Source organism: Pseudoalteromonas neustonica (assembly GCF_001653135.1).
In the GTDB taxonomy this organism is placed as follows: domain Bacteria; phylum Pseudomonadota; class Gammaproteobacteria; order Enterobacterales; family Alteromonadaceae; genus Pseudoalteromonas; species Pseudoalteromonas neustonica.
In genome coordinates, this window is the sequence record NZ_BDDS01000001.1 from 141,613 (window position 1) to 167,241 (window position 25,629).

The following is a 25,629-nucleotide window of genomic DNA, read 5'->3' on the forward strand; positions in this document are numbered from 1 at the left end:
CTAATGTCGCAGATCTGCCATATAGCGCTTGTGAATAATTAAAATCATTCCATAAAATAGTTAATGCTTTGATAAAAAAGGGCTTTTAATTGTTTTTAACAATTGGGTATTTACAGTTTGCGTAAACGTTAACTTATTGTTACGACTATGGTCTCAATTCAATGTTAAGGCTGCGTTGCTAAATTGGTTAGCGAAGAAAACAAAATACACACATCACTTTTTACAGATGTTAAAGAGGAAATAAAAATGGCTTTTAAAGATGAAGAACAAGCAAAAGCTTACTGGGCGGAAAACATTTCACTGCTGTTTAAATTATTAGCGGTTTGGTTTGTCGTGTCATTCGGGTTTGGCATATTACTGGTTGATGTACTTAATGAAGTACGCTTTTTTGGGTTTAAATTAGGCTTCTGGTTCTCCCAGCAAGGCGCGATTTACACCTTTGTGGCTTTGATTTTTGTGTACGTTTTCAAAATGAATACGTTAGATAAAAAATATGGCGTAGACGAATAGGAGCTAAGTAATGGATGTTCAAACACTCACGTTTATAATTGTCGGTTTAAGCTTCGCGCTTTATATCGGCATTGCAATTTGGGCCCGCGCAGGGTCAACAAAAGAATTTTATGTAGCAGGCGGCGGCGTACCACCACTTGCTAATGGTATGGCAACAGCAGCGGATTGGATGAGTGCTGCGTCATTTATCTCAATGGCCGGTATTATTTCTTTCGCCGGTTACGATGGCGGCGTTTACTTAATGGGTTGGACGGGTGGTTATGTACTACTTGCCATGTGTTTAGCACCTTATTTACGTAAATTCGGCAAATTTACTGTGCCAGACTTTATCGGTGACCGTTACTACTCACGCACGGCGCGCTTAGTGGCTATTTTGTGTGCCATCTTTATTTGTTTTACCTATATAGCAGGCCAAATGCGCGGTGTAGGCGTGGTGTTCTCTCGCTTCTTAGAAGTTGAAATTGAAACGGGCGTATACATTGGTATGGTTATCGTATTCTTCTATGCTGTACTTGGCGGCATGAAAGGCATTACGTATACGCAAGTAGCACAGTATTGTGTATTGGTATTTGCTTACTTAGTACCAGCCATCTTTATCTCTATGATGATGACAGGTCACTTCTTCCCACAAACAGGGTTTGGTGCAACGCTAATTGGTAGTGATGGTGTTTACGTACTTGATAAACTTGACGGCTTAAGTGCTGAGTTAGGTTTTGCACAGTATACTGAAGGCTCTAAGAGCATGATTGATGTATTTGCTATCACAGGTGCCTTAATGGTGGGTACTGCGGGTCTTCCACATGTCATTGTACGTTTTTTCACTGTGCCTCGTGTTAAAGATACGCGTATCTCTGCAGCATGGACTTTAGTATTCATTGCAATTGTTTATACAACAGCGCCAGCGGTTGCAGCATTTGCCCGCGTTAATATGGTTGATACGATTAACGGTAAAGACGGTGGCGGTACTGAATACGCAGAAGCACCGGCGTGGATCAAAAACTGGGAAAGAACAGGCCTAATTACCTTTAACGATAAAAATGGTGATGGCAAAATGTTCTACACAGCTGGTAAAATTGATGATCCAAACAGCGCTAACGAAGTTAATGTTGACCGCGACATCATGGTACTTGCTAACCCTGAAATTGCTAATTTACCAGCATGGGTTGTTGCGTTAGTGGCTGCCGGTGGTATTGCTGCTGCATTATCGACAACAGCAGGCTTACTATTAGTTATTTCGACCTCCGTATCGCATGATTTGCTCAAGCGAACTTTAAAACCAGACATCAGCGATAAACAAGAGTTACTCGCAGCGAGGTTGGCGGCTATGATCGCGATTGTAATATCCGCTTACTTTGGTATTAATCCGCCTGGATTTGTGGCGTCGGTGGTCGCATTTGCATTCGGCTTAGCTGCAGCAAGTTTCTTCCCGGCAATCATCATGGGTATTTTCTCTAAGAAGATGAATAAAGAAGGCGCTGTATTAGGCATGATCACAGGTATTACCTTTACCGCTGCTTATATAATCTTCTTTAAGTTCATCAGCCCAGAGCTTAATAGCCCAGAGCATTGGTTCTTAGGTATTTCACCGGAAGGTATTGGTTTAGTCGGTATGATCATTAACTTCGCAGTTGCTGCAATCGTTCTTAAATTTACAGCACAGACGCCGCTTGAAATTCAAGAAATGGTTGAAAGTATTCGTAACCCGAAAGGCTCTAGTGAAGCACACGATCACTAATAATTTACTTTATTAATGAGTATATTGATATACCCAAAAGCCCGACTTAAATCGGGCTTTTTATATTAAGGGGAATGCATGTGTTTACAATATACGTGTACCTGTTAATATCATATTTACATTTCACTGTTGGTACTGTTACCGGGACGTAAAGTCAGATAAATATTAAATTTATTATTTTCAGTACCGCATTCGTTAATTAATACTCAGGATATTGGGTAAAAAACGATATACAGCGTCAATTTTATTAATCAAATATAAAGGAATACAGCATGTCTAGCTCAACAACTGGGGTAGTAAAGTGGTTTAATGAAGAGAAAGGTTTTGGTTTTATTACTCAGGATAATGGCGGCGCTGATGTGTTTGTTCATTTTCGTGCTATTGCATCTGAAGGTTTCAAAACCTTAGCTGAAGGCCAAAAAGTGTCTTACGAAGTTGAGCAAGGTCAAAAAGGCCCGCAGGCATCTAACGTTTGTGCAATATAATCTTAATGCCTTTATTTGTTAGATGAAAAAGCCCGACTTAAGTCGGGCTTTTTATTTACTTCTGATAGCAGTACAGTAGTTATACGATTGTTTTTTGCGAGTACGGCTATGAATCATGAGCAACAGGAAGTCGCCCAATTTGTAATGGCGCAAACACCCTTTAATCATCTAGATGCATCGGTAACAGAATATTTTGTAAAGCACCTTGATGTGATTTACCTGACCCGTGAAAACCAATCGCAATGGTTACAGTCAGCGTCCCCTAAGTTATTTTTAATTCGTTCGGGCTTATATGATTTAGTTGATGCTAAAGGAGATGTGATCACTCGCTTAGCACAAGGCGATTATTTTGGTTTTCCTTCACTATTAACAGGGGAGGAGATTAAAAATCGCTTGGCAGTGCAAAAAGAGGGCATTGTTTATATGCTCAATCAAGACGCCTTTGATTACCTACGCCGCGAATATAAACCCTTTGAGCAGTATTTTGTGCGCGCACATGCGAACCGTTTGTTGTCATCGCATTATAAAAGTCAAAATGAGAGTTGGTCTGAGCGTAAAATTTCTGAGTTAATGTCGCGCAAGGCGGTTACTTTAGCGCCTGATGCGAGCATTCGCCAAACAGCTAAAAAAATGAAAAAACATGGTGTGTCATCAATCATGATCACTGAGTTTGAACGCTTAGTTGGCGTGGTAACGGATCGTGATTTGCGTAATCGTGTGCTAGCTGATGAGGTTGATCCAAAAGATGCCGTTAGCTCAATTATGAGCGCCAAACCGAAGTTTATTTTTGAGAATAATCGGGTGTTTTCGGCACTGCATTTAATGCTTAAACATAATATTCACCATTTACCAGTACTTGATGAACATCATAAAGCATTGGGGATGATCACCAGCACCGATTTATTACGTCAGCAAAAAAGTGATCCAGTACAACTGATTGGCCGCATTTATAAAGCGCACAGTGTGGCAGATCTAAAGCGCTACGCCGCTGAAGTACCAGAGTTGCTGCGTGGATTTTCTAATAACATTGACGACATCTCATTGATTGGCAAATTACTAAGTGGTTTAACTGACGCACTCACTTCTCGTTTAATTCACTTATTTCAAGAAGACAATGGTGCAGCACCAACCAGTTTTAGTTTTATTTGTTTTGGCTCCCAAGCACGCGAAGAGCAAACGTTGCATTCAGATCAAGACAACGGCTTATTATTACCCAATGATTTAAGTGCCCAGCATCAAGATTACTTTCGCCGTATGGGGGAGTTTGTGTGCGAGCAATTAGTGGAGTGCGGTATTAAACGTTGCCCAGGAAATATTATGGCTAGCAATGAATTATGCCGTATGAGTATTTCTAATTGGTGTGAGCGTTTTTTCAAGTGGATTAAAACCCCAACACCTGAGGCGATGCTTAACTGTAAAATATTTTTTGATTTACGCTTTATTGAAGGCTCAACGGCGCTTTATGCCTCGTTTTGCGAGCAGCTTACGCGCATATCACGCAATGAATTGTTTTATGCCGCGATGGCGACGGATATCAAATCTAATTCAGTACCAATCGGTTTGTTTAATCAATTTAAACTCGAAAAAGACGCTAAACAACATAAGTACATTGATTTGAAAAAACGCGGCGTGGTGATTATTAATGACATAGTGCGTTTATATTCATTAAAAGCGGGTATTCGCCGTGCAAATACCCAAGAGCGTCTAGATGCGTTACTTAAACATACATTATTGAGTAATCACGATGTGTATAACCTTAAAGATTGCTGGCGATTTTTAACGCAACTTCGCTTACGCACACAAATTAATGAAGAGGGTTTGCCGAGTAATTGTATTAACCCAGATAAGCTAAATTCGTTGGAGCGTCACCAACTCAAAGAGGCGTTTTACTTGGTGAAGCAAGCGCAGCAAGCGGCGGCATTTAAATTTGCGCGAGGAAGTTTATAAATGCAATTTATAATAAGTAGGATCAAAAGCTAAGTGGTTAAACGTTGGTTAAATCGCTATTTGAAACGTAAACAGTTGCTTGCACAGGCTGCACTTGAGCAACGTTTTATTGTAATTGATTTAGAGTTAACGGGGCTTGATCCTAAACAACATGAAATCGTCTCGGTTGCGTGGGTAATGCTCGAGCAGCAATGTATTAAGCTAAGTCAAGCAGAGCATCATATTAATAAAGGTGTAAAGCAGTTAGATCAAAGTCCTGTTTATCACGGTATTGCACAGCAAGATATCGCTAAAGGACTGAGCTTAAAAATGATTTTGACTCAGTTAAGTGCACATTTTGAAGATGCTATTTTAGTGTTTCATAATTCCACGCTCGATTGGGGGTTTTTAAAGCTCGCATATGCTGAGTTGGGTATAACGGTGCAACCAAAGTTAATTCTAGACACTTTTCAGATCGAAAAAAAACGCTTACATCAACAAGGTCACGATATTGCTTTGGATGAATTAACCTTGAGTGCCTGTAGGGAGCGTTATGAGTTACCCCATTACACCTGTCATCATGCATTGACTGACGCTATGGCAACCGCCGAATTATTGTTAGCGCAGTGTCATCAGATTAGTCGTGGGCAGGTACTAAAATTAAGAGAATTGTTATAAATTAATCCCTTAGTCAGCAAGCATACAGTTTACTGGATTAGGTATGTTTACATTAGATGAATAGCTGGTAAATATGTGTTCAAACAAGGCTTTAAGTACTAATTTAAAAGTGTAAAAATCAGGCTTTGTTAGTGCGGTTATTCGGTTTTAAGTTTGCTATTGTAGCGCGCTGTAATTCAATCTGTTGTTAGGTTTATCCTATGAAAAATAATTTAGTGCCCTCTTTAGTTGGTGTGTTAGTCAGTTTATTTTCCGTTTGGTGGTTACACGGTTTTTTGTTGGTGGATCGTTGTTTAGACAGCGGTGGCGCGATTGATCATAAAACCAACTTATGTATGGGTGAAAATGAGCAAGTAATAGAGCTGGCAACGTCATCAGGTATGTTAGTGATTTATTGTATTGTGATTATGTTTGTTTCTTTATTAACAGGTAGTTTGGTACGCAAGCTATTTAAGCGTTAAATAATTTAGCTTTCCTAGAAAATCGGGCTAGCCATAGCAGGTTAATTTTAAATTTCTGCTGTTAGCCTCTTATATTCAAAGTCTAGGTCGATTACAATACCGCCATCAAAAAGGCAGGTTGCCTTTATCTGCACGCAACTAGAGTGGATTTTCTATCTAATGGCAATCAAACTTGCAATAAATGGTTTTGGTCGGATTGGACGAAATATTGTCCGTGCCCTTTATGAATTAGGGCTTAGCGATGAGATCAAAATTGTTGCAATCAATGAGCTCGCAGATCCCCACGGGATTGCTCATCTTCTTAAATATGATACATCGCACGGGCGTTTTACGTTTCCTGTTATTTTAGGGGAAGATTCGCTGACGGTTGCTGGCGATACCATATCGTTATTTGCTGAGCAAAACCCAAGTGAATTACCTTGGCAATTACTTGATGTTGACGTTGTACTTGAATGTACTGGGGTTTATCACTCTCGAGAGCATGCGCAATTGCACTTAAATGCAGGTGCAAAAAAAGTATTATTTTCACAGCCTGCAGACGCAGACGTTGATGCAACTATTGTTTATGGCATTAATGATGATGAACTTAAAGCTGAGCATACAATTGTCTCAAATGGTTCATGTACCACAAATTGTATTGTACCCGTTATTAAGGTACTTGATGATGCGTTTGGTATAGAGTCAGGCGCTATCACGACTATTCATGCATCGATGAACGACCAACAAGTGATTGATGCGTACCATCACGATTTACGCCGTACTCGCGCTGCGAGCCAGTCAATTATTCCAGTTGATACTAAACTTGCCCGTGGTATTGAACGCATATTACCTAAATTTCATGGCCGCTTTGAAGCCATTGCAGTGCGCGTTCCTACAATTAATGTAACGGCGATGGATTTAAGTGTAACGGTCAACGCAGATGTCGACTTACAAGCTGTAAATAAAGCATTAAAAGCAGCGGCAAAGGATCGACTCGAGGGGATTTTAAGTTATACCGAAGAGCCATTGGTATCGGTGGATTTTAATCATGATCCGCATTCTTGTATTATAGATGGCACACAGACACGCGTTAGTCATAAACGCCTGATAAAATTATTAGTCTGGTGTGACAATGAGTGGGGGTTTGCCAATCGTATGCTCGACACTGCGCGTACAATGATGGCAATAAGTAACTAATTTATAATTATAAATCGTATTTTTTCAGCCAGTATCGTTAACTAAGGAGAAGTCCATGTCGGTCATAAATATGGCAGATTTAGATTTACACGGCAAACGTGTGTTAATTCGTGAAGATTTAAATGTACCAGTAAAAGCAGGTAAAGTGACCTCAGATGCGCGTATTCGTGCAGCACTACCGAGCATTAAATTAGCCCTTGAAAAAGGCGCTAAAGTGATGGTTATGTCACACCTAGGCCGCCCTACGGAAGGGGAACATGATGAAGCGTTTTCATTAGCACCAGTTGTTGATTATCTTAATGAAGCACTAGAGCAAAACGTGCGTCTTGAAAAAGATTATTTAAACGGTGTTGAAATTGCTGATAACGAAGTCATCGTTTTTGAAAATGTACGCTTTAATAAAGGCGAAGGCAAAAACGACGAAGTACTTTCTAAAAAGTTAGCGGCGTTATGTGATGTATATGTTATGGATGCATTTGGTACGGCTCACCGTGCTCAAGCGTCTACCCATGGCGTTGGTTTATTCGCAGATGTGGCCTGTGCAGGTCCATTATTAGCGGCTGAATTAGATGCATTAGGCAAAGCGCTTGATAATCCAGCTCGTCCACTTGTAGCAATTGTTGGTGGATCTAAAGTATCAACTAAATTAACGGTACTTGATTCACTGTCCACCATTGTTGACCAATTGGTTACTGGTGGTGGTATTGCTAATACTTTTATTGCAGCAGCAGGTTATCCAGTTGGTAAATCATTATATGAAGCTGACTTAATTGACGAAGCGAATAAATTAAGTGCAGCAGCAAAAAGTAATAATGGTGAAATACCGGTACCTACTGATGTCGTTGTTGGTAATGAATTTTCAGAGTCTGCGGTTGCAACATTAAAAGATGTTAGCGAAGTAACTGACACCGATATGATTTTTGATATTGGCCCTGATACGGCTAATAAACTTGCAAAAATTATTGCTAATGCAGGTACCGTGGTGTGGAATGGCCCAGTTGGTGTATTTGAATTTGATCAATTTGGTAACGGTACACGTGCAATTGCTCAAGCGATTGCTAACTCAAATGCATTTTCTATTGCTGGTGGCGGTGATACGTTAGCGGCGATTGATAAATATGGTATTGGCGATAAAATTTCGTATATTTCAACCGGTGGCGGTGCTTTCCTTGAGTTTTTAGAAGGGAAAAAATTACCAGCAGTTGCTATGCTAGAAGAGCGTGCTAAGTAAAATTAGTCACGGGCCAGTGTATTAACTTAGGTTTGTACACTGGCGATGATCAGATATTAAATACCTCTCACCCTAATTTAATAGCTGATTTGTATAACGGTAATTTTGGCTAAGCCTTGCTTATCGTGATGTATTGATTGCATCAAATTAAACTATCCCGTTCGAACTAGGTAGTAGTGTATGCACTGCTATCGACAATTTGGAGAATACCCAATGGCTTTAATCAGTATGCGACAACTTCTTGACCATGCAGCTGAACACGGTTACGGCGTGCCTGCTTTTAACGTTAATAACCAAGAGCAAATCCGCGCAATTATGATGGCGGCTGATAAAACAAACAGCCCTGTAATTGTTCAAGGTTCAGCAGGCGCACGTGCCTATGCTGGGGCACCTTTTATTCGTCATATGATTTTAGCTGCCATTGAAGAGTGGCCACATATCCCAGTCGTCATGCACCAAGATCACGGTACTTCACCAGGCGTTTGCCAACGTTCAATTCAATTAGGTTTTTCATCAGTAATGATGGATGGCTCATTAATGAGTGATGGCAAAACACCATCATCATATGAGTACAATGTTGATGTAACACGTAAAACAGTTGAACTAGCGCATTCATGTGGTGTGTCAGTTGAAGGCGAGCTAGGTGTATTAGGCTCACTTGAAACAGGTGAAGCGGGCGAAGAAGACGGTGTTGGCGCTGAAGGTAAACTGACCACAGAGCAAATGCTAACAGATCCTGAAGAAGCTGCTGACTTTGTAAGTAAAACGCACGTCGATGCACTTGCAATTGCTTGCGGTACATCGCATGGTGCATACAAATTCACTCGCCCACCAACGGATGATATTTTAGCGATTGATCGTATTAAAGCGATCCACGCACGTATCCCTAATACTCACTTGGTTATGCATGGTTCGTCGTCTGTTCCACAAGAATGGCTTGAGATCATCAACCAGTACGGTGGCGAAATCCCTGAAACATATGGTGTGCCAGTTGAGCAAATCATTGAAGGTATTAAGTTTGGTGTTCGTAAAGTGAATATTGATACCGATTTACGTTTAGCATCAACAGGTGCGATTCGTCGCCACCTTGCACTTAATCCAGCCAATTTTGATCCTCGCAAATATTTAGCTGAAGCGACCAAAGCAATGACAGATATTTGTATTGCACGTTATGAGTCGTTTGGCACTGCAGGGCAAGCTGATAAGATCAAACCAATTTCACTTGATGAAATGCACCTTAAGTATTTAACGGGTGAGTTAGATCCACAAATAAAGTAATGTAATTATTAAGTTAAAATTACATTAGCCAGTGAGGGAAGCCTCACTGGCTTTTTTGTGGCTGATCATTGGGGATCGATTTTTTACTAACTAATAAAGTAGGGATCATTCATTTACTAACTTTAGTTGTTTGGGATCAGATCTTTACTAAGGAGTTAAAGAATAATGGGCGTTTTCGCTTATAAAACAATCTAATTGAAGATGTGTAGTACTAATTATCAACAGCTTATGAAATGTCATTGGTAAAAATACGATCTCAGATCGTAATGTGTAGGTAAAATAATGATCCCAACCCGTTTATTACAGATCTAGTTGGGTGTAAATGATCCATTCATTTGACCAATAAGCATTTATAGACGACTTTTACATAAGTGAATTTAAAGGGATCCAATTATGGCTCTATGCTTTTTACGACTTTTTTGTATTATTACGGTGATATTTTCATCATATATATTGGCAGAGCCAATTAAAATCTATGGTCGAGCTCATTTAGGTTTATTAAATAGCGATATAGGGCAAGGTAATGAAACCTCTATAGAAAATTATTCATCCCGACTTGGTGTCAAAGGCTATACACAAATAGGCAAAAATTTAGAGGCCGTTTATAAATTTGAGTTTGCTGTAAATATTGATAATAACGCGGATACCCTAACGTCTCGAAATCAATATGTGGGGCTTAAAGGTAACTTTGGACAAGTTGTAATAGGTCGTCATGATACTGCACTAAAAGTATCACAGGGTAAATTAGATGTAATGAATGATTTTAGCGGTGATCTAAAGTCATTCTTTAATGGCGATAACCGCCTAGGTGATGTGATGCATTATAGTTCACCTAAGTTAGGTGAATTGCAGTTGATTGTTACCTATGTTGCAGATAAAAACGAAAAGCAAAATGATGAGACTGGGATATCAATGGCTGCTGTTTATGGCGACAGTAAGCTCAAGAAAACAACATATTATATAAGTGTCGCGCATGACAGTAAAGTCGCAGGATATGACATTAGCAGAGCAACAGTGCAGGGAAAAGTAGGCCCATTAGTGCTTGGTGCTATGTATCAAGAGGCTAAAAATATTGATACAGATATTAGTGCAGAAGGTTACCTAGTCAGTGCCTCTTATAAAATAGATAAATATAAATTATTAGCTCAGTATCAAGATAATGACGGTATATTTGGAAAATTAAAAGATTCGGGTACTGGTGCTTCCGTTGGGATCGAACGTAGTGTGTCTAAGAAAATACGTATGTATATGTGGTATACGCAGTTTTCGTTAGATGGCAAAAATAACCAAGATCACTTAGCGCTAACATTAAGGTATGATTTTTAAATTTATAGTTTTGCTGTGATTTAACAATAAAATTAGACCAATAATGGCCGACTAAAAAGCGATTTTACAGTAGTCGGTCCATATAATAAAAATAAGAATATAGTTACGGGCTTTATAATTTTTTAGGAAATATAAGAATATCCAATTAATTTGGACCTAATATAGGGTAAATAGTATTTTTTTTGCCCCCATTTCGATTTACACGTTACACTTTCATAAAAATGTCATACTTAGTCATAATAATGAAAACTAGTTCGATAACGAAAGAGATAAATTGGAATGTCACGTAAAGTACTTGTCGTCGATGACGAAGCACCCATCAGAGAGATGTTGGTTTTTGTATTAGAACAAAATGGTTTTCAAGCAATTGAAGCAGAAGATTATGATTCGGCTATTGCAGCTATGGTTGAACCTTATCCAGATATGGTATTACTGGATTGGATGTTACCAGGCGGAAGTGGAATTCAAATTGCTAAAAAATTCAAACAAAGCGAATATACCCGCCAAATCCCGATCATTATGCTCACAGCGCGCGGTGAAGAAGAAGACAAAGTACGCGGTCTTGAAGTGGGGGCAGATGATTATGTTACCAAACCATTTTCGCCAAAAGAGTTAATGGCACGTATTAAAGCGGTTATTCGTCGTGTATCGCCTACCTCATTAGAAGAGGCCATAGAAGTGCATGGTTTACGTCTAGACCCTATCTCGCATCGTGTAACCTCAGAAGGTAGTGAACTTGACATGGGACCAACCGAGTTCCGTTTACTACATTTTTTTATGACTCATCCAGAGCGTGTCTATAGCCGAGAGCAATTATTAGATAATGTATGGGGGACTAATGTCTATGTTGAAGATAGAACGGTAGACGTGCATATTCGTCGCCTGCGCAAAGCTATCGCACCGCTTGGACATGATCGTTTAGTACAAACTGTACGTGGTGCAGGTTATCGTTTTTCTAGTAAATTGTAAGTGTCACACAGATGACCTAGCGAATGTTAACATTGGCTTAAATTTACTTACTCTAAGGTAAAGTGAGTGTATGTATCGAGTTGTCAATAAACAGGCGTTAGCTAAACGTCTGTTTATCTATTTTCTACCTTTATTATTAATTGGCGTGCTTATTGGTGCGCCATTTTTGCTTTTATTTTTAGGCTCTTTTTCATTACTGATTTGGCATTATCATCAATTATATCGACTGAGTGATTGGCTATTGAATCAACGTAGTTTTAATCCGCCAGAGGGGGAAGGTGCATGGGAGCAAGTATTTGAAGGGATTTACCATCTTCAACATCGTAATCGTAAAAAACGAAATGAGTTGGCTGATTTAATTCGTCGTTTTCGTGATGGTGCAGAAGCAGTCCCCGATGCTGTAATCGTATTACAACGTGACCTAAGCATTGTGTGGTGTAATCAATTAGCACTTAAAGTACTTGGTTTACAGTGGCCGACAGATCATGGTCAGCGATTAGATAACCTTGTTCGCGATCCTAAGTTTGTAAAATATATGCATGCTGAGTCGTTTGATGAAGCGTTGGAATTAGAAAGTGGTCACAGTGTTGAGCAAGTCTTAGAATTTAGGGTGATGCCTTACGCCAGCTCGCAGTTAATGGTTGTTGTGCGTGACGTTACTCGCTTGAAGCAACTTGAGCAAATGCGCAAAGATTTTGTCGCGAATGTATCCCACGAACTGAGAACGCCTTTAACCGTTGTATCTGGTTATTTAGAAATGTTTGATGGCGATATGATGCCGCCGCCGGCAATGTGGTGTAAAGCACAAAATACCATGCTTGAACAATGTAAGCGCATGGATAGTTTAGTCAATCAGCTATTGTCTTTATCACGAATTGAAGGCGCCAGACGCCAAGATAACGATAAGCCAATTAATGTGCCACAGTTACTCACTTATATCCAAACAGAGGCACAGTCACTTAATCAAGATAAAGGGCATGAATTAATTTTTGATATAGACACTAACCTTGATATTAAAGGTTCAGAAGAAGAGCTTCGCAGCGCGTTCTCAAATTTGGTATTTAATGCTATTCATTACACTAAAGCTGGCGGGAAAGTTACAGTTAGTTGGCAGTACACAGAAAACCAAGCCCATTTTTCTGTAATTGATAACGGTGATGGTATTGCCCCAGAGCATATTAACCGTTTAACCGAGCGTTTTTATCGGGTTGATAAAGCACGTAGCCGCACTACCGGAGGATCTGGTTTAGGTTTAGCGATCACTAAACATGTATTAACACGTCATGATAGCCAATTGAAAATTAAGAGTAAATTAGGCGAGGGCTCGTGCTTTTCATTTTCCTTTAATAAGGATAAAACGGTTTTATTAGCCAATTTAGATAAGTCATAAAATTGTCATTTTAGAGTAATCTAACTGTCATGTGATGTCTTTACAGTAGAGCACAGTTAGAAAATGGGACGAACAAATCGGAGTAACCCCTATGAAATTTAAAAATTTAGTTGCCGCAATGGGTGTGGCTGTAACAACTTTTGTATCTGCACAAGCTATGGCTGTAGATTCAAGTATTCCTGAGTATCAAAAAACCAGTGGTATTTCAGGTAACTTTTCATCTGTGGGCTCTGATACACTTGCCAACATGATGACTTTTTGGGCAGAAGAATACAAACGTATCTACCCAAATGTAAACATTCAGATTCAAGCTGCGGGTTCTTCAACTGCGCCACCAGCCTTGACTGAAGGGACTGCAAACTTTGGCCCAATGAGCCGAAAAATGAAGTCAAAAGAAATCGAAGCGTTTGAAAAACGCTACGGTTATAAACCAACAGAAGTACGCGTTGCTATCGACGCATTGGCAGTCTTTGTTCATAAAGATAATCCAATTGAAGGTTTACGTATTGATCAAGTTGATGCAATCTTCTCTTCAACACGTAAATGTGGCGCAAGTTCACAAGTAAATCGTTGGAGTGACGTGGGCCTTGTTGGTGATTGGGCTGCTAAAGATATCCAACTTTACGGACGTAATTCAGTATCGGGTACTTACGGTTACTTTAAAAAGAAAGCATTGTGTAAAGGCGATTTCCGCAACAATGTAAATGAGCAACCAGGTTCTGCATCTGTTGTACAGTCAATTTCGTCATCAGTAAATGCAATTGGTTACTCAGGTATCGGTTATAAAACATCTGGTGTACGTACTGTACCACTGGCGAAGAAAGGCGATAACTTTGTTGATGCAACACTTGAGAATGTAGCAACAGGTAAGTATCCGCTGTCTCGTTTCTTATATGTTTATGTGAACAAGCATCCGAATAAGCCACTTGCTCCTATTGAAGCTGAGTTCTTAAAAATGGTGTTATCACAAGATGGTCAAAAAATTGTAGAGAAAGATGGTTATGTGCCACTTTCTGGAAAAATGGCGATGAGCGAGCTTAAAAAGCTAGGTCTTCTTTAAGCCCTAAAACATAAAAGTTAATAAAAAACCGCGTAATGTACATTGCGCGGTTTTTTTATATTGAAAAATAGATAATACCAATCGTGTTAAGTTACAGACTACTTATAGCGACAGGTAAATACAGTGATAACAAGGCAGAAATTTTGACATGTAGTTGTTACTACTTGAAAAATTACTAACGCTGTTAGTGCTTTATTTAGCCCGCTAGAATGGTTAAATATTTAAGTCGATTGGTATAATTGGTTATCTAACATTTCCTAACGCTTCTGCGTTTGTCTTGCATTGGTTATACGCTTCAATGCATTTTGTGCTGCAGACTTTATGAACTAAGCCTTCGCCTGTACTTTGTTGCTCACAATTGACTTCGCATTGATAGTTTTGCTGGGCACATTGTTGCATTTCGGGATTCTCAATTTGGTTTTGGCAACCAGAAAAAAGAGTAACGAACACAGCAACGCTTGATAACTTTATTAATGAATTCATTCTTATCCCTAATTATTGTTATGTAATATCAACTTGCAGGTTATCGATTAACCTAACGCTACCTAAATAAGCCGCAGTTAAAATCACTAGATTATTATCGTTAAGTGTAGCTTTTATTAAGGTGTCTCGCTGTGCTATTTCAAAGTAATCTGGTTTTAGTCCGCCATCTTGCAATTGTTGCTTTGCTTGCTCACAAACGCTAATAAAATCACGTTCACCATTGGTAAGCTGTTCTGCACACCAGTTAAGTGTTTTAAATAATATGGTCGCAGTTTCTTTTTGTTCAGCAGACAAATAACCGTTACGCGAGCTCATGGCAAGCCCTGATACTTCACGACTTGTTGCGACACCAACTACTTCAACAGGAATTGATAAATCACGAGTCATGGTCTTAATAACTTGCAATTGTTGGAAGTCTTTTTCACCAAAACAGGCAAAGTCAGGCTGCACTAAGTTAAATAGCTTAGTGACAACCGTTGCCACACCGCGAAAGTGACCCGGGCGAGAACCCCCGCAATAACCCATAGATATGTCAGGTACATCAACAAAGCTTTGTGCGCCTAAGCCGTTTGGATAAATTGCCTCAACACTCGGTGTAAATACGATGTCGGTTCCAAGCTCTGCAAGTCCCTGTTTATCTGCTGTAAGTGTGCGAGGGTAATTATCTAAATCTTCATTTACACCAAACTGCATAGGATTAACAAAAATGCTCACGACCACTTTATCGGCCATATTTTTGGCTTTTTCAACGAGTGAAAAATGACCTTGGTGCAAATTGCCCATCGTTGGCACTAATGCAACGCTTAACCCGGCCTGTCGCCATGCTTTAATTTGACTACGTAGTGATTTTATTTCAGTGATTGCCTGCATTATTTAAACTCGTGTTCTGTACTTGGAAATGCACCGTTTTTAACATCGGCACAATACTTTTTAACGGCATCTGGCATATTGCCAGTTTCGAGTAAAAAGTTTTTAGAAAATTTTGGAATGTAACCCGCTGATATGCCTACTAAGTCATGCATAACTAAAATTTGACCGTCAGTTAATTTACCTGCACCAATACCAATCGTCGGGATAGATAGTGCGTCAGTAATCAATTTTGCAAGTTCAGAAGGGATGCACTCAAGTACAACCATTTGCGCACCAGCTGCTTCAAGCGCTTTAGCATCATGAATCATTTTTTGTGCTTGTTCATCGCTACGGCCTTGAATTTTAAAGCCACCAAAAACATGGACTGATTGTGGTGTTAAACCTAAATGCCCACACACAGGAATACCTTGTTGAGTAAGAGCAACAATTGAGTCGTATAACCACTCACCGCCTTCTAGCTTTACCATATTTGCACCAGCACGCATTAACTCAGCTGCATTTTTACAGCTCTGTTCAGGGTTTGAGTAGGTCATAAATGGCATATCAGCAATAACAAATAAATCTCGGCTACCAGCGCGTACACTGCGAGTATGATAAGCAATATCCTGGTTAGTAACACCTAGCGTATCGTCACCGCCTTGCAAAACCATCCCTAATGAATCACCTACTAGAATAACGTCAACGCCGTTATCGTGAAATAACTTAGCAAAGCTGGCGTCATAGGCTGTTAATGCGGTGATTTTTTGTTGCTCTGCTTTCATTTTATTGAGAGTAGAAACGGTTATTTTAGACATAGTATCCTCGTTGGCGACGGCCTGTAATTAATTACAGAGGTAATTGTTGTAATTCGTTTAATGCCAAAGTAGCAGTAATACTTTTTAGTTTAGTACCATCTGGCAAAATAAGATCAGGGGCAACTTCTAATAGTGGGTAAACCACAAACTCGCGCTCGGTTAAACCATAATGAGGTATGGTTAAACGTTCAGAGTTTATGTGTTGATCACCAAATAATAAAATATCAATATCTAAGGTGCGGGCGCCCCAACGCTGTGCTTTACGTACACGCCCGTGCTCAAGCTCTATCTGTTGGGTTAAATCAAGTAACTGCTCTGGCATCAGCGACGTTTTAATTGTCGCAACAGCATTAACATAGTCAGGTTGATCTTGTGGGCCCATAGGTTTACTGGCGTAATAATGCGACACGTTGATAAAGTTACTCTGTGGCAACACTTTAAGTGCTGCCACTGCGTTATCAAGCTGGCTGCGAGGGGCATTTAAATTAGCCCCTAAACCGAGATAAACAATTTCCATTTAGTTACTCAGCAGGTTTTGGGCTACGACGGCGAGTACGACGACGGCCTTTAGGCGCGCCTTGACTACCAAGTGCTTTGACTAGTTCTTTTTGGCCGTTAATATCTTTAGCTAAATACTCCGTCCACCATTGCACAAGCTCAGTATGTTCTTGCTCACCGGCTTCAACACGTAATAATAAAAAGTCGTACGCAGCTTTAAAGCGAGGCTGTTGAGTTAGACGATATGCTCGTTGGCCAGCGCGTTTGTCCAAACGGTGCTGAATATGCCAAATATCTCTGGCGCCTAAAGTAAAGCGTTTAGGTACGGCAACATGTTGTGCGCTTTCGCTTAAGACTTTATTCATGCCTTGTTGAAAAGCATCGTACTCTGATAATTGTTCTTGCTGCTGTAATTGTTTGGTAATTTTTAAAAGTGGAAACCACAGCAAAGCAGCAAATACAAAAGCAGGTGTCACTTTTTTCTCTGCGTTGATACGTTCATCAGTATTACGGAACATTTGCTTAATAAATGCATGTTCAAAGCCATCTGGATTTTGTTCTAAAATACCATCTAAGGCAGGGAATAATGCATTGAATAACCCATATTTACGTAGCATTAAAAAGTTTGCTTCGGCTTTGCCGTTCAAAAATAGCTTTAATGTTTCTTCGTATAAACGCGCAGATGGGATGTTATCCAGTAAGCTGGCTAATTCGGTTAATGGTTTTTCGGTGTCTGGTGCAATACTCATATCAAGTTTTGTGGCAAAACGTACTGCACGTAACATACGCACAGGATCTTCTCGATAACGAGTTTGCGGATCACCAATAAGCTCTATTTGTTTTGCTTTAATAGCCGCAAGGCCATTGGCATAGTCATGAATTGAAAAATCATTAATAGAGTAATATAAAGCGTTGATTGAAAAATCGCGACGCTCAGCATCTTCTTCAATGTTTCCAAAAACGTTATCACGTAGTAACTGACCTTCGCCACTGGATTGACTGGTTTGATTTTTATCAACAGGCGCTTCGTGGTGACCACGCATAGTGGCGACTTCAATAATTTCACGGCCAAAAACAATGTGTGCTAAACGAAAGCGACGACCAATTAAGCGGCAGTTGCGAAATAGCTTTTTCACTTGTTCTGGGGTCGCGTTAGTGACTACGTCGAAGTCTTTAGGTTGTTGCCCTAACAAAATATCACGAATACAACCACCAACGAGGTAAGCGTCAAAGCCACCGTCTTTTAAACGATATAATACCTTGATTGCATTTGGGCTAAATTGTTTGCGGGAAATGCCATGCTCATTGCGTCCAATAATTAAAGGCTGCGCAGAGACTTGGGGCTGTTCGGTGTTTACTGTGGCTGATGGGCCCATAATTTGCCGACAAAATTGAAAAAGCTTGGAAATAATAGTCTGTCTCCTACAGAATTCGGTTGTTTGATGGGGATAACCATCAAAAATCAGATCAAGTATAGCTGTATTTAGTTATTAACTGCACGAGTAATGTGCATACTTGGCGATAAAACGCATTGGGCTTAAGGATGGCTATATACCCAAGCCATCTCAAAATGCGAGTTTCAGTTGGAATTAAAAGCGATTTAGGCAAGGCATTGATTGCAAGTAATGGTCATTCCTTTGCTAAAATCAATAACGCAGTATAAATCGCTTTTAAACCAACCCATTGGGCATTTCACAGGCACTTACTCTCATCGTTGTTACTTCTTAAAAGGGACGGCCATTATTGCAAAGTAACGCCTTGATATTAAGCCCCTGTGAAACGCTGAATTCTGCATCTTGAGGTGGTTTGGGTATAATATACCAGTACAGCTCAAAAATTAAGTTGAAGGTTTTAAAATTAACGCTTAAAAGTGATTTTTATCGCTATAAATGAGTAAACTGGGGCGCTTTACTCTGTAACTGTTGCGAAATTTGAATCTGCTGGACTTTTGGAATGTTTTGCAGGGTGTAATTGTTGATTGCCCAAGTCATCATTTCATCGATATTTAGTGAGAGTAGCTCAGTGCTAGGCGCTAAACCTAAAAACTCGAATGCATTTAATAGCGCCGGTTTTGGATTTTTTTTATCAATTGCTGGCGCATAGTTTTGCTTTGATAATTTAAAGCCTGGTTTGGCGACAGCTAAAGGTAAATGTGCATAACGAGGGGCGGGTTTATCGAGTTGCTTAAACAGGCTTAATTGGCGTGCTGTGGGCTCAAGTAAATCTGCGCCACGCACCACGTTGGTGATCCCTTGCTCAATATCGTCTACAACCACAACTAATTGATAAGCATATAAGCCATCACTGCGCTTTATTAAATAGTCTTCATGCGCGAGGGCGTGATCAACGTTAATGTCACCTTGAATCAAATCATTATAGTGGCAGGTGGCGTGGCGTTGTATTAATCGTAATGCGCTATTTTGTTGTGAGTGCTGTAAACTTTGGCAGTGGCCTTGATAAATACCACCTAAGGCTTTAATTTCTTTACGTGAGCAGTGGCATGCATAAACGCCTTGTTGGCTATTTAAATATTCAATGGTGTGAGCGTATAAGTGATGGCGCTTTGTTTGATAGGCAACGTCTTCATCCCACTGTAAACCATAGGCCTCCAGTGTGGTGAGAATATCTGTATCTGCACCCTCTATAACGCGAGTCGTGTCGATATCTTCAATACGCACTAACCAAGCACCTTGGTTACTTTTAGCGTCAAGGTAACTGCCCACAGCCGCCACAAGTGAGCCAAAATGAAGTGGCCCAGAAGGTGACGGTGCAAAACGACCGCGATAATTGCGCATTGGCGCAGTAACGGCTGTGGTAGACATTGATTTAATTACAGGTAATTAACCACGTCCAGATTGTTTTTCTTTGATTTCTGCAAGCGTTTTACAGTCTACGCATAAATCAGCAGTAGGACGTGCTTCTAAACGGCGAATACCAATTTCAATCCCGCATGAATCACAATATCCAAAATCATCTTCTTTGATAAGAATTATTGTTTTTTCAATTTTTTTGATCAGTTTACGTTCACGGTCACGAGTACGAAGCTCTAATGAGAACTCTTCTTCTTGTGCTGCGCGATCAACTGGATCAGGAAAGTTAGCTGCTTCATCTTGCATGTGCGATTTAGTACGGTCTACTTCGTTGCGTAAATCGTTGCGCCATGCTTCCAAAATAGTTTTAAAATGAGCGCGTTGTGCGTCATTCATATACTCTTCGCCCGGCTTTTCCTGGTATGGTTCTAATCCGGCCTGAGCCAACAACCCTAATTTTTTTTGGTCTGGCATAACTTTCTCCTAAATCCTTAATATAATACCCAGCTTTAGCCGGCGGCTATAAATAACAGAATCCTATGGCCTAGGCAAATTTATTTTTAAATTAATTGGCTGTACGTAAATCATATCGGTTGATTAAAAAGGGTACAAAGAGGGTGTAGGCTACTTTTTAACTTCAAACGTGATTTTTAACTTGCCTATTAATATGGGCAAAAGTACAAATTACAAGGCTTGTTTTAAATAAAAGGGATTTTATGTGTAATGTGGATCTCATTAGGCGAAATGCTCGCTTTATAAGCAAGTACTTCAACTCCTTTACTCATTGCTTCAGTTAATAGCTGCGCATATGTTTCATCAACATGCGCAGCAGCGCTTACTTGCTCTATACCTTGGTGTAAAACAGCAAAGAGTAATACAGCGCGATGGCCTTGCTCGACCATTTCAATTAACTCGCGTAAGTGTTTTTGCCCACGCAGCGTTTGTGCATCAGGGAAATAGCCCTGGCCGCTATTAGGTTCAGATTGACTTAGCAATGTGACCGACTTGACTTCTACATAGCACTGTGGCAATTGTTCATTGCGCAGCAAAAAATCAATGCGGCTATTTTCTTGCCCATATTTAACTTCCGCTTGTATGTTTGTGTAGTTGCACAATTCACCAATGAGTTGGGCTTGCAGCGCTTCTTCAACTACTTTATTCGCTATAGCGGTGTTGACGCATATAAAATGGTCGAATTGATTTTTAGTCAGCTCTAAAGAATGTGGATATTTTCGCTTAAGGTTACTACTGGTAGAATAGAAGGCTGTAAAACCAGGTTCAGCACAGCCTGTCATTTTACCTGTATTTGCACAGTGAGCTGTAAACTCTGTACTATCGTGAAGGCGTAAATCAGCTAAAAAGCGTTTATAGCGTTTAATTAATGTGGCGTGTTGCAGTGGCGTTGAATATTTCATTATTTTGGTTATTTAGTCTCAAGCAGTTGGGAAGTTGTTGTGGCTATAGTAAACTCAAAGTCACTATTATAAGCGCAAGAGTATTCTAACATGACTGAAAAATTTGTTGTTCAATTAAGCGAGCAGGGTGCTGCAGTGCATTGGGGCGAAACCGCTACATTATCTTTTAATGAGCAAGGTGCAAGCGTTCACTTAACAGAGCAAGACACATTAAAAAATGTTCAAAAAGCGGCGCGTAGCATTGCTAATCAAGGCATTAAAAATGTTGTTTTAGCTGGCGATACTTGGTGTACTGAGACGCAATGGGCGTTTTACCAAGGGTTTGTGTCACCTAAAACATTACACGGAGTTGAGTTTGCACAAACAACAAAGACCGACAGTAAAGAGTTAGAGTCGCTAAAACGCTCAGCAACATGGGCACGTGAAATGATCAACGGCACTGCTGATGACATCTTCCCAGAAAGCTTAGCTGGAAAAGCGGCTGAATTTATTCAGTCACTAGCACCAGAGCATGTTAGCTATCAAATTATTAAAGGTGATGCATTGCTTGAGCAGCAGTGGATTGGTATTCATGCTGTTGGTCGTGGAAGTGAGCGTCCTCCGGTTTTATTAGCACTAGATTACAATCCAACAGGCGATGAAAACGCACCTGTTGACGCAGCGTTAGTTGGTAAAGGTATTACATTCGACTCAGGTGGTTATTCTATTAAGTCGAGCGAAGGCATGCTAGGCATGAAATGCGATATGGGCGGTGCAGCAACGGTAACAGCTGGTTTAGCATTGGCAATTAGTCGTGGTATTGAAAAGCGCATTAAGTTGTTTTTATGTTGCGCTGAGAACATGATCTCTGGTCATGCTTATAAACTTGGCGATATTCTTACGTATAAAAATGGCACAACAGTGGAAATTGTTAATACTGATGCTGAAGGTCGCTTAGTGTTAGCTGACGGTTTAATGGCCGCAGGTGAAACAGGTGCACCATTGATCATCGATGCTGCTACGCTAACAGGCGCAGCCTTGGTTGCGGTAGGCCAAGAGTACAATGCGCTGTTTGGTCTAGATAAAGAGTTTGTACGTGAAGTAGAAGGCTTTGCAGAGCAAGAAATGGAAGCAGGCTGGCCACTACCACTTGAAAAGTGGCATCAACAAAACTGCCCATCACCTTATGCTGATACTGCAAATAGTCGAGCACAAAAAGGTGGCGGTTATGGTGGTGCATCAAACGCGGCTGGTTTCTTATCACGTTTTGTGCCAAATGATGGTAAAGGCTGGGTGCATATTGATTTAGCTGCAGCATTTAATATGGGCAGCACGAGTCAATGGGCTGCGGGCGCTACAACTGTTGGTATGCGAACAGTTGCACGTACGTTATTAGAAAAAGCGTAAATTATAGATAGTTGATTGAATCAACCGCATTCAGTCCTGTTAATTAATAAATGGCATTCAGCGAAAGTTGAATGCCATTTTTATAAAGCGTTACAAAAACCTTCAGAAACATTGCACTTATTACCCTATTACAAAAGCTGTTGATCAAGTAGCTGTGTTTCATTCTTTTGATAGCGGGCAGCCTGTTTTAGAGTAAAAACGTTAATGTCGAAAGTGAAACAAGCTTTTTCACGTTATTTACGATAAAATTCACCGCTACTAGCAGTTTAAGTACGCCATTATCTTTTTAAGATCGGCTACACTTAAATGATCTACTCACACTGGGAATTCTAATTATGTCAGATAAGTGCTACATCACAGCGCAACAATTACTTGAAGATTCATTTCGCGTAGCAGCGCAAGTTTACCAGGATGGCTTTCGTCCTGATTTTATTATCGGTATTTGGCGTGGTGGTGCACCTATTGGTATCGCAGTGCAAGAATATTACGATTATAAAGGCATAGAGACAGATCATATTGCGGTACGTACTTCGTCATATTACGGTATTAATAAACAATCGAAAGAAATCAAAGTGCATGGTTTACACTACATCATTGAAAACGCTAATGCGGGTGATTCATTGCTAATTGTTGATGATGTATTTGATTCTGGGCGCAGTATTTTTGCTCTTAAAGAAAAGCTATCAGAGCTAATGCGCTTAAACTTGCCGAAAGATATTCGTATTGCCTGTCCGTATTACAAGCCAAAAAACTCAAAAGTAGATATGAAACCAGATTACTACATTCATGAATCAGAAGAGTGGTTGGTATTCCCGCATGAACTATCAGGTTTAACACCGGATGAAATTATTGCAGGGAAAACAGATCTGGTGAAAATTCACGATATATTGCTTGAGAAATAGTACGATAAGTTGTTTAAATTAAAAAAGGCCTTTTAAAAGGCCTTTTTGTTCTAGAACTCAGATTATTTATAAGTTATTTAAACGTTTCAAAAGCTTCTTTTAATCTTGCTAGATGAGCATAAACATAGCTGCTCGATAAGCGATCTTGATTCAAGAAGTTTTTATCTATATCAATGCTTGAGCGAAGCGTCGTCGCACTACCAAAGTCAAGTTGGTTATGTGATTCGCCAATTCGGGTTTGAACGCTATGGTTCCAGCTATTGGTACCTTTTACTTGCCAGTTACCAGCATCCATATCTTTACGCGATGTTAATGGGATACTAAACCCGATACCCACTTTTTCTATCGTTGTATTACTGTATGTCAGTGCAACATTGGCATCACCAAACCAGAATTTAGTCTCTAGCTTAAAGCCACTATCTTCGTTCCAAAATTGCCCGCCTGAAACATGGAATGACACATCTTTTTCTGCCCAAAAATAACGGTATGAATACACTGAGTAATCACGTTTATCTGTGTTGTAATCTTTATACTCAAAGTAGCCTAGTTTAGCTTTTAACTTATGGCGGCCTTCAGGGCTTTGCCATACTGTTTCATTGGTAATACCCATGTAATCAAAGTAATCTTGGTAAAGACCAAATTGAGTTTGATTATAAATATTAAATGGTAGCGCGAAAGTCTGATACACGATGGCGCGTTTTATGCCAGTTTCTTGGCGAGAGTTTTGAAAGATTTTACCCTTTTCAAAATGGTCAGTGTCATGGACGTTTACCTGACCTGTCACGTTTATACCTGCCCCGTACCAAAGTGGCATATGCAAATCTGCTTGCAGTGCTAATGAGTAATCATATACGCCCAGCTCAGTTGCATACGTTGTTGCCAATGATGGTGTAAATGAAAGCCTTGGGACAAAATAAGGGCTTGTGCTTGGCGCATTGCCAGCCCATTTTACTGTAGGTAAATCTTGATCAGTAAACTCATTACTAATCAATAAATCTGGTGTGATGTTATCGTTTACAAAACGGCGATAATTATCTAATCGGCCTTTTATTTGTAGTTGAGGGATATCTTGTTTTGATAAACGCACTACAAATTCATTATCACTGTGATTAAAATGCTCTGTAATACGTCCTAGTACTAAACCTAGTGCGTCAATTTCATTGCGGTTAAACACAGAGTTTTCAAATTCGACAATGAGAAGTTGCGCGCTAGAAAGACCAACCCGAATATTTTCAAACCCATCATTTACGAGAGCGCTTTTTAAACTGTGTAATTGCTGATTTGTCGCTGACTCAGTTTGAATGCTCTCTGTCGTTGAGCTGACTGTTGCTGGCTGTTTATTAATATTAGGTTGATTGTCAGAGTAAGCCGTCACACTAGCAGGTTGTGGCTCCTGCGCTTTGTTTCTTAGTGTTTCTGTCGGTTGTACCCTTACTGGCGCTGGTTGTACTGGCGCTGGTTGCACAGGCGTATAGTTCGCTTGCGCTTCATCACTAAGAGGCATGCTAATGTTAACCCCCCAGTAAACATCATCATCGGCCAGTTCAGTGTTTGAATATAAACGGGTGTTAAATGAAACCGTCGCTAAATCGTATAACCATTCTTTTGGAACTGTTACACGTGCACCTACATTAAATGCCTCAGCATCATGCTCAGCAAGTACCGACAACCAAGTGAAAGGTTGATATTCAATGCCGGCAAATGCACCATCAAGCTGACCTGTTAGTGTATCAGAGGTGCCAACACCGGCACTAAAACGAAAATCCCACCACTGTTTAGAAGCAACAGCATAAAATGCTTCATAATTATTTGCTGCACCACCAAAATCTTTAGCGCCTACTGCAAGGCTAAACCAGTCTTTAGGGATAAAAGGAATTTGGTATTTAGCATTAAATGATAAATCGCGAATTTGCCCACGGCTACTCGAGCTAAATAAATTATCATGCATGCTTGATGAGGCGATACGACCACTGACTTCTAGTCCATCAAATAACCCTGCAGAAAAAGTGAAATTGTGGCCATCAGTGTATTTACCACGAATTTCTAGTTGGTTACTGTAACCTATATCAACAACTCCCTTATCCATAACGGACGCGGATGGTGTATGAAAAATACCAGTAAAACCGTTATATGCAATACCGTGATTGATAGGTTGTTCGGCAAAAGCTGAAGTACTTGCACTGAGTGCACAAAATGCTGCGAGGGCTGTTTTATTATAAGTCACGTGATTAACCAAAGTTGATTAA

24 protein-coding genes are annotated in these 25,629 nt (G+C 40.0%); 15 read left to right on the top strand and 9 right to left on the bottom strand.

The window, feature by feature from the left end:
* The first annotated feature begins 246 nt into the window (after positions 1–246).
* The 13 genes from A7967_RS00610 to A7967_RS00670 all read left to right on the top strand — a co-directional run bounded on the left by A7967_RS00610 (position 247) and on the right by A7967_RS00670 (position 14,225).
* Positions 247–510: a DUF4212 domain-containing protein gene (locus tag A7967_RS00610; RefSeq protein ID WP_004586074.1), complete on the top strand. Its 264-nt coding sequence runs from the start codon at positions 247–249 to the stop codon at positions 508–510.
* Positions 511–520: 10 nt separating this feature from the next.
* Positions 521–2,245, top strand: coding sequence for a sodium:solute symporter family protein (locus tag A7967_RS00615; protein WP_054204263.1), 1,725 nt, complete (start codon positions 521–523; stop codon positions 2,243–2,245).
* 272 nt (positions 2,246–2,517) lie between these two features.
* A complete protein-coding gene (gene cspE / locus A7967_RS00620; protein ID WP_054204262.1) occupies positions 2,518–2,730 on the top strand; it encodes a transcription antiterminator/RNA stability regulator CspE in 213 nt (70 codons plus the stop codon).
* 108 nt (positions 2,731–2,838) lie between these two features.
* Positions 2,839–4,677, top strand: a complete 1,839-nt coding sequence (locus tag A7967_RS00625; protein ID WP_054204377.1) for a DUF294 nucleotidyltransferase-like domain-containing protein — start codon at positions 2,839–2,841, stop codon at positions 4,675–4,677.
* Positions 4,678–4,710: 33 nt separating this feature from the next.
* Entirely contained in the window at positions 4,711–5,334 is a 624-nt protein-coding gene (locus A7967_RS00630; protein WP_054204261.1) for a 3'-5' exonuclease, read from the top strand.
* A gap of 200 nt (positions 5,335–5,534) precedes the next feature.
* The gene (locus A7967_RS00635) at positions 5,535–5,795 is read left to right on the top strand and encodes a hypothetical protein (RefSeq protein WP_064435248.1); all 261 of its coding nucleotides are present in this window, start codon (positions 5,535–5,537) and stop codon (positions 5,793–5,795) included.
* Between the two features lie 159 nt (positions 5,796–5,954).
* Positions 5,955–6,971, top strand: coding sequence for an erythrose-4-phosphate dehydrogenase (gene epd / locus A7967_RS00640; RefSeq protein ID WP_054204259.1), 1,017 nt, complete (start codon positions 5,955–5,957; stop codon positions 6,969–6,971).
* A gap of 55 nt (positions 6,972–7,026) precedes the next feature.
* A complete protein-coding gene (locus A7967_RS00645) occupies positions 7,027–8,202 on the top strand; it encodes a phosphoglycerate kinase (protein ID WP_054204258.1) in 1,176 nt (391 codons plus the stop codon).
* Positions 8,203–8,415: 213 nt separating this feature from the next.
* Entirely contained in the window at positions 8,416–9,480 is a 1,065-nt protein-coding gene (fba, locus tag A7967_RS00650) for a class II fructose-bisphosphate aldolase (protein ID WP_054204257.1), read from the top strand.
* A 393-nt stretch (positions 9,481–9,873) separates the two neighbouring features.
* Entirely contained in the window at positions 9,874–10,806 is a 933-nt protein-coding gene (locus tag A7967_RS00655) for a porin (RefSeq protein ID WP_054204256.1), read from the top strand.
* A 279-nt stretch (positions 10,807–11,085) separates the two neighbouring features.
* Positions 11,086–11,775, top strand: coding sequence for a phosphate regulon transcriptional regulator PhoB (gene phoB / locus A7967_RS00660; RefSeq protein ID WP_054204255.1), 690 nt, complete (start codon positions 11,086–11,088; stop codon positions 11,773–11,775).
* 70 nt (positions 11,776–11,845) lie between these two features.
* Positions 11,846–13,165, top strand: coding sequence for a phosphate regulon sensor histidine kinase PhoR (gene phoR / locus A7967_RS00665; protein WP_054204254.1), 1,320 nt, complete (start codon positions 11,846–11,848; stop codon positions 13,163–13,165).
* A 91-nt stretch (positions 13,166–13,256) separates the two neighbouring features.
* Positions 13,257–14,225 carry a PstS family phosphate ABC transporter substrate-binding protein gene (locus A7967_RS00670; RefSeq protein ID WP_054204253.1) on the top strand — a complete coding sequence of 323 codons (969 nt, stop codon included), beginning with the start codon at positions 13,257–13,259 and terminating at the stop codon, positions 14,223–14,225.
* A 243-nt stretch (positions 14,226–14,468) separates the two neighbouring features.
* Here the strand turns inward: A7967_RS00670 and A7967_RS00675 are convergent, their stop codons facing one another.
* The 8 genes from A7967_RS00675 to sfsA all read right to left on the bottom strand — a co-directional run bounded on the left by A7967_RS00675 (position 14,469) and on the right by sfsA (position 21,095).
* Positions 14,469–14,708 carry a hypothetical protein gene (locus A7967_RS00675; protein WP_054204252.1) on the bottom strand — a complete coding sequence of 80 codons (240 nt, stop codon included), beginning with the start codon at positions 14,706–14,708 and terminating at the stop codon, positions 14,469–14,471.
* An 18-nt stretch (positions 14,709–14,726) separates the two neighbouring features.
* On the bottom strand, positions 14,727–15,578 hold the full coding sequence (panC, locus tag A7967_RS00680) for a pantoate--beta-alanine ligase (RefSeq protein ID WP_054204251.1): 852 nt from the start codon (positions 15,576–15,578) through the stop codon (positions 14,727–14,729).
* Complete coding sequence (gene panB / locus A7967_RS00685) at positions 15,578–16,372, bottom strand: 3-methyl-2-oxobutanoate hydroxymethyltransferase (RefSeq protein WP_054204250.1); 795 nt, start codon at positions 16,370–16,372, stop codon at positions 15,578–15,580. The genes panC and panB overlap by 1 nt, the downstream gene beginning before the upstream one ends.
* A 31-nt stretch (positions 16,373–16,403) precedes the next feature.
* Positions 16,404–16,889, bottom strand: coding sequence for a 2-amino-4-hydroxy-6-hydroxymethyldihydropteridine diphosphokinase (gene folK, locus A7967_RS00690; RefSeq protein ID WP_054204249.1), 486 nt, complete (start codon positions 16,887–16,889; stop codon positions 16,404–16,406).
* Between the two features lie 4 nt (positions 16,890–16,893).
* Entirely contained in the window at positions 16,894–18,246 is a 1,353-nt protein-coding gene (gene pcnB, locus A7967_RS00695) for a polynucleotide adenylyltransferase PcnB (RefSeq protein ID WP_054204248.1), read from the bottom strand.
* 507 nt (positions 18,247–18,753) lie between these two features.
* The gene (gene gluQRS / locus A7967_RS00700) at positions 18,754–19,692 is read right to left on the bottom strand and encodes a tRNA glutamyl-Q(34) synthetase GluQRS (protein ID WP_054204247.1); all 939 of its coding nucleotides are present in this window, start codon (positions 19,690–19,692) and stop codon (positions 18,754–18,756) included.
* 18 nt (positions 19,693–19,710) lie between these two features.
* A complete protein-coding gene (gene dksA / locus A7967_RS00705) occupies positions 19,711–20,154 on the bottom strand; it encodes an RNA polymerase-binding protein DksA (RefSeq protein WP_054204246.1) in 444 nt (147 codons plus the stop codon).
* A 224-nt stretch (positions 20,155–20,378) separates the two neighbouring features.
* Positions 20,379–21,095 carry a DNA/RNA nuclease SfsA gene (gene sfsA / locus A7967_RS00710; RefSeq protein ID WP_054204245.1) on the bottom strand — a complete coding sequence of 239 codons (717 nt, stop codon included), beginning with the start codon at positions 21,093–21,095 and terminating at the stop codon, positions 20,379–20,381.
* A 90-nt stretch (positions 21,096–21,185) separates the two neighbouring features.
* Between sfsA and pepB the strand changes: the two genes are divergently transcribed.
* Positions 21,186–22,481, top strand: a complete 1,296-nt coding sequence (gene pepB / locus A7967_RS00715; RefSeq protein WP_054204244.1) for an aminopeptidase PepB — start codon at positions 21,186–21,188, stop codon at positions 22,479–22,481.
* A 335-nt stretch (positions 22,482–22,816) separates the two neighbouring features.
* Positions 22,817–23,383, top strand: a complete 567-nt coding sequence (locus tag A7967_RS00720; protein WP_054204243.1) for a phosphoribosyltransferase — start codon at positions 22,817–22,819, stop codon at positions 23,381–23,383.
* 73 nt (positions 23,384–23,456) lie between these two features.
* Here the strand turns inward: A7967_RS00720 and A7967_RS00725 are convergent, their stop codons facing one another.
* On the bottom strand, positions 23,457–25,607 hold the full coding sequence (locus A7967_RS00725) for a YjbH domain-containing protein (protein WP_054204376.1): 2,151 nt from the start codon (positions 25,605–25,607) through the stop codon (positions 23,457–23,459).
* Positions 25,608–25,629 lie beyond the last annotated feature (22 nt).

What these genes read in the sequence shown, in the direction of transcription:
- A7967_RS00670 (WP_054204253.1), top strand. Translation starts at nt 13,257, where the DNA reads ATGAAATTTAAAAATTTAGTTGCCGCAATGGGTGTGGCTGTAACAACT.
- folK (WP_054204249.1), bottom strand. Translation starts at nt 16,889, where the DNA reads ATGGAAATTGTTTATCTCGGTTTAGGGGCTAATTTAAATGCCCCTCGC.
- A7967_RS00635 (WP_064435248.1), top strand. Translation starts at nt 5,535, where the DNA reads ATGAAAAATAATTTAGTGCCCTCTTTAGTTGGTGTGTTAGTCAGTTTA.
- phoB (WP_054204255.1), top strand. Translation starts at nt 11,086, where the DNA reads ATGTCACGTAAAGTACTTGTCGTCGATGACGAAGCACCCATCAGAGAG.
- A7967_RS00645 (WP_054204258.1), top strand. Translation starts at nt 7,027, where the DNA reads ATGTCGGTCATAAATATGGCAGATTTAGATTTACACGGCAAACGTGTG.
- fba (WP_054204257.1), top strand. Translation starts at nt 8,416, where the DNA reads ATGGCTTTAATCAGTATGCGACAACTTCTTGACCATGCAGCTGAACAC.
- A7967_RS00720 (WP_054204243.1), top strand. Translation starts at nt 22,817, where the DNA reads ATGTCAGATAAGTGCTACATCACAGCGCAACAATTACTTGAAGATTCA.
- cspE (WP_054204262.1), top strand. Translation starts at nt 2,518, where the DNA reads ATGTCTAGCTCAACAACTGGGGTAGTAAAGTGGTTTAATGAAGAGAAA.
- A7967_RS00655 (WP_054204256.1), top strand. Translation starts at nt 9,874, where the DNA reads ATGGCTCTATGCTTTTTACGACTTTTTTGTATTATTACGGTGATATTT.
- epd (WP_054204259.1), top strand. Translation starts at nt 5,955, where the DNA reads ATGGCAATCAAACTTGCAATAAATGGTTTTGGTCGGATTGGACGAAAT.
- panC (WP_054204251.1), bottom strand. Translation starts at nt 15,578, where the DNA reads ATGCAGGCAATCACTGAAATAAAATCACTACGTAGTCAAATTAAAGCA.
- A7967_RS00615 (WP_054204263.1), top strand. Translation starts at nt 521, where the DNA reads ATGGATGTTCAAACACTCACGTTTATAATTGTCGGTTTAAGCTTCGCG.
- gluQRS (WP_054204247.1), bottom strand. Translation starts at nt 19,692, where the DNA reads ATGTCTACCACAGCCGTTACTGCGCCAATGCGCAATTATCGCGGTCGT.
- pcnB (WP_054204248.1), bottom strand. Translation starts at nt 18,246, where the DNA reads ATGGGCCCATCAGCCACAGTAAACACCGAACAGCCCCAAGTCTCTGCG.
- panB (WP_054204250.1), bottom strand. Translation starts at nt 16,372, where the DNA reads ATGTCTAAAATAACCGTTTCTACTCTCAATAAAATGAAAGCAGAGCAA.
- pepB (WP_054204244.1), top strand. Translation starts at nt 21,186, where the DNA reads ATGACTGAAAAATTTGTTGTTCAATTAAGCGAGCAGGGTGCTGCAGTG.
- dksA (WP_054204246.1), bottom strand. Translation starts at nt 20,154, where the DNA reads ATGCCAGACCAAAAAAAATTAGGGTTGTTGGCTCAGGCCGGATTAGAA.
- sfsA (WP_054204245.1), bottom strand. Translation starts at nt 21,095, where the DNA reads ATGAAATATTCAACGCCACTGCAACACGCCACATTAATTAAACGCTAT.
- A7967_RS00675 (WP_054204252.1), bottom strand. Translation starts at nt 14,708, where the DNA reads ATGAATTCATTAATAAAGTTATCAAGCGTTGCTGTGTTCGTTACTCTT.
- A7967_RS00610 (WP_004586074.1), top strand. Translation starts at nt 247, where the DNA reads ATGGCTTTTAAAGATGAAGAACAAGCAAAAGCTTACTGGGCGGAAAAC.
- A7967_RS00625 (WP_054204377.1), top strand. Translation starts at nt 2,839, where the DNA reads ATGAATCATGAGCAACAGGAAGTCGCCCAATTTGTAATGGCGCAAACA.
- phoR (WP_054204254.1), top strand. Translation starts at nt 11,846, where the DNA reads ATGTATCGAGTTGTCAATAAACAGGCGTTAGCTAAACGTCTGTTTATC.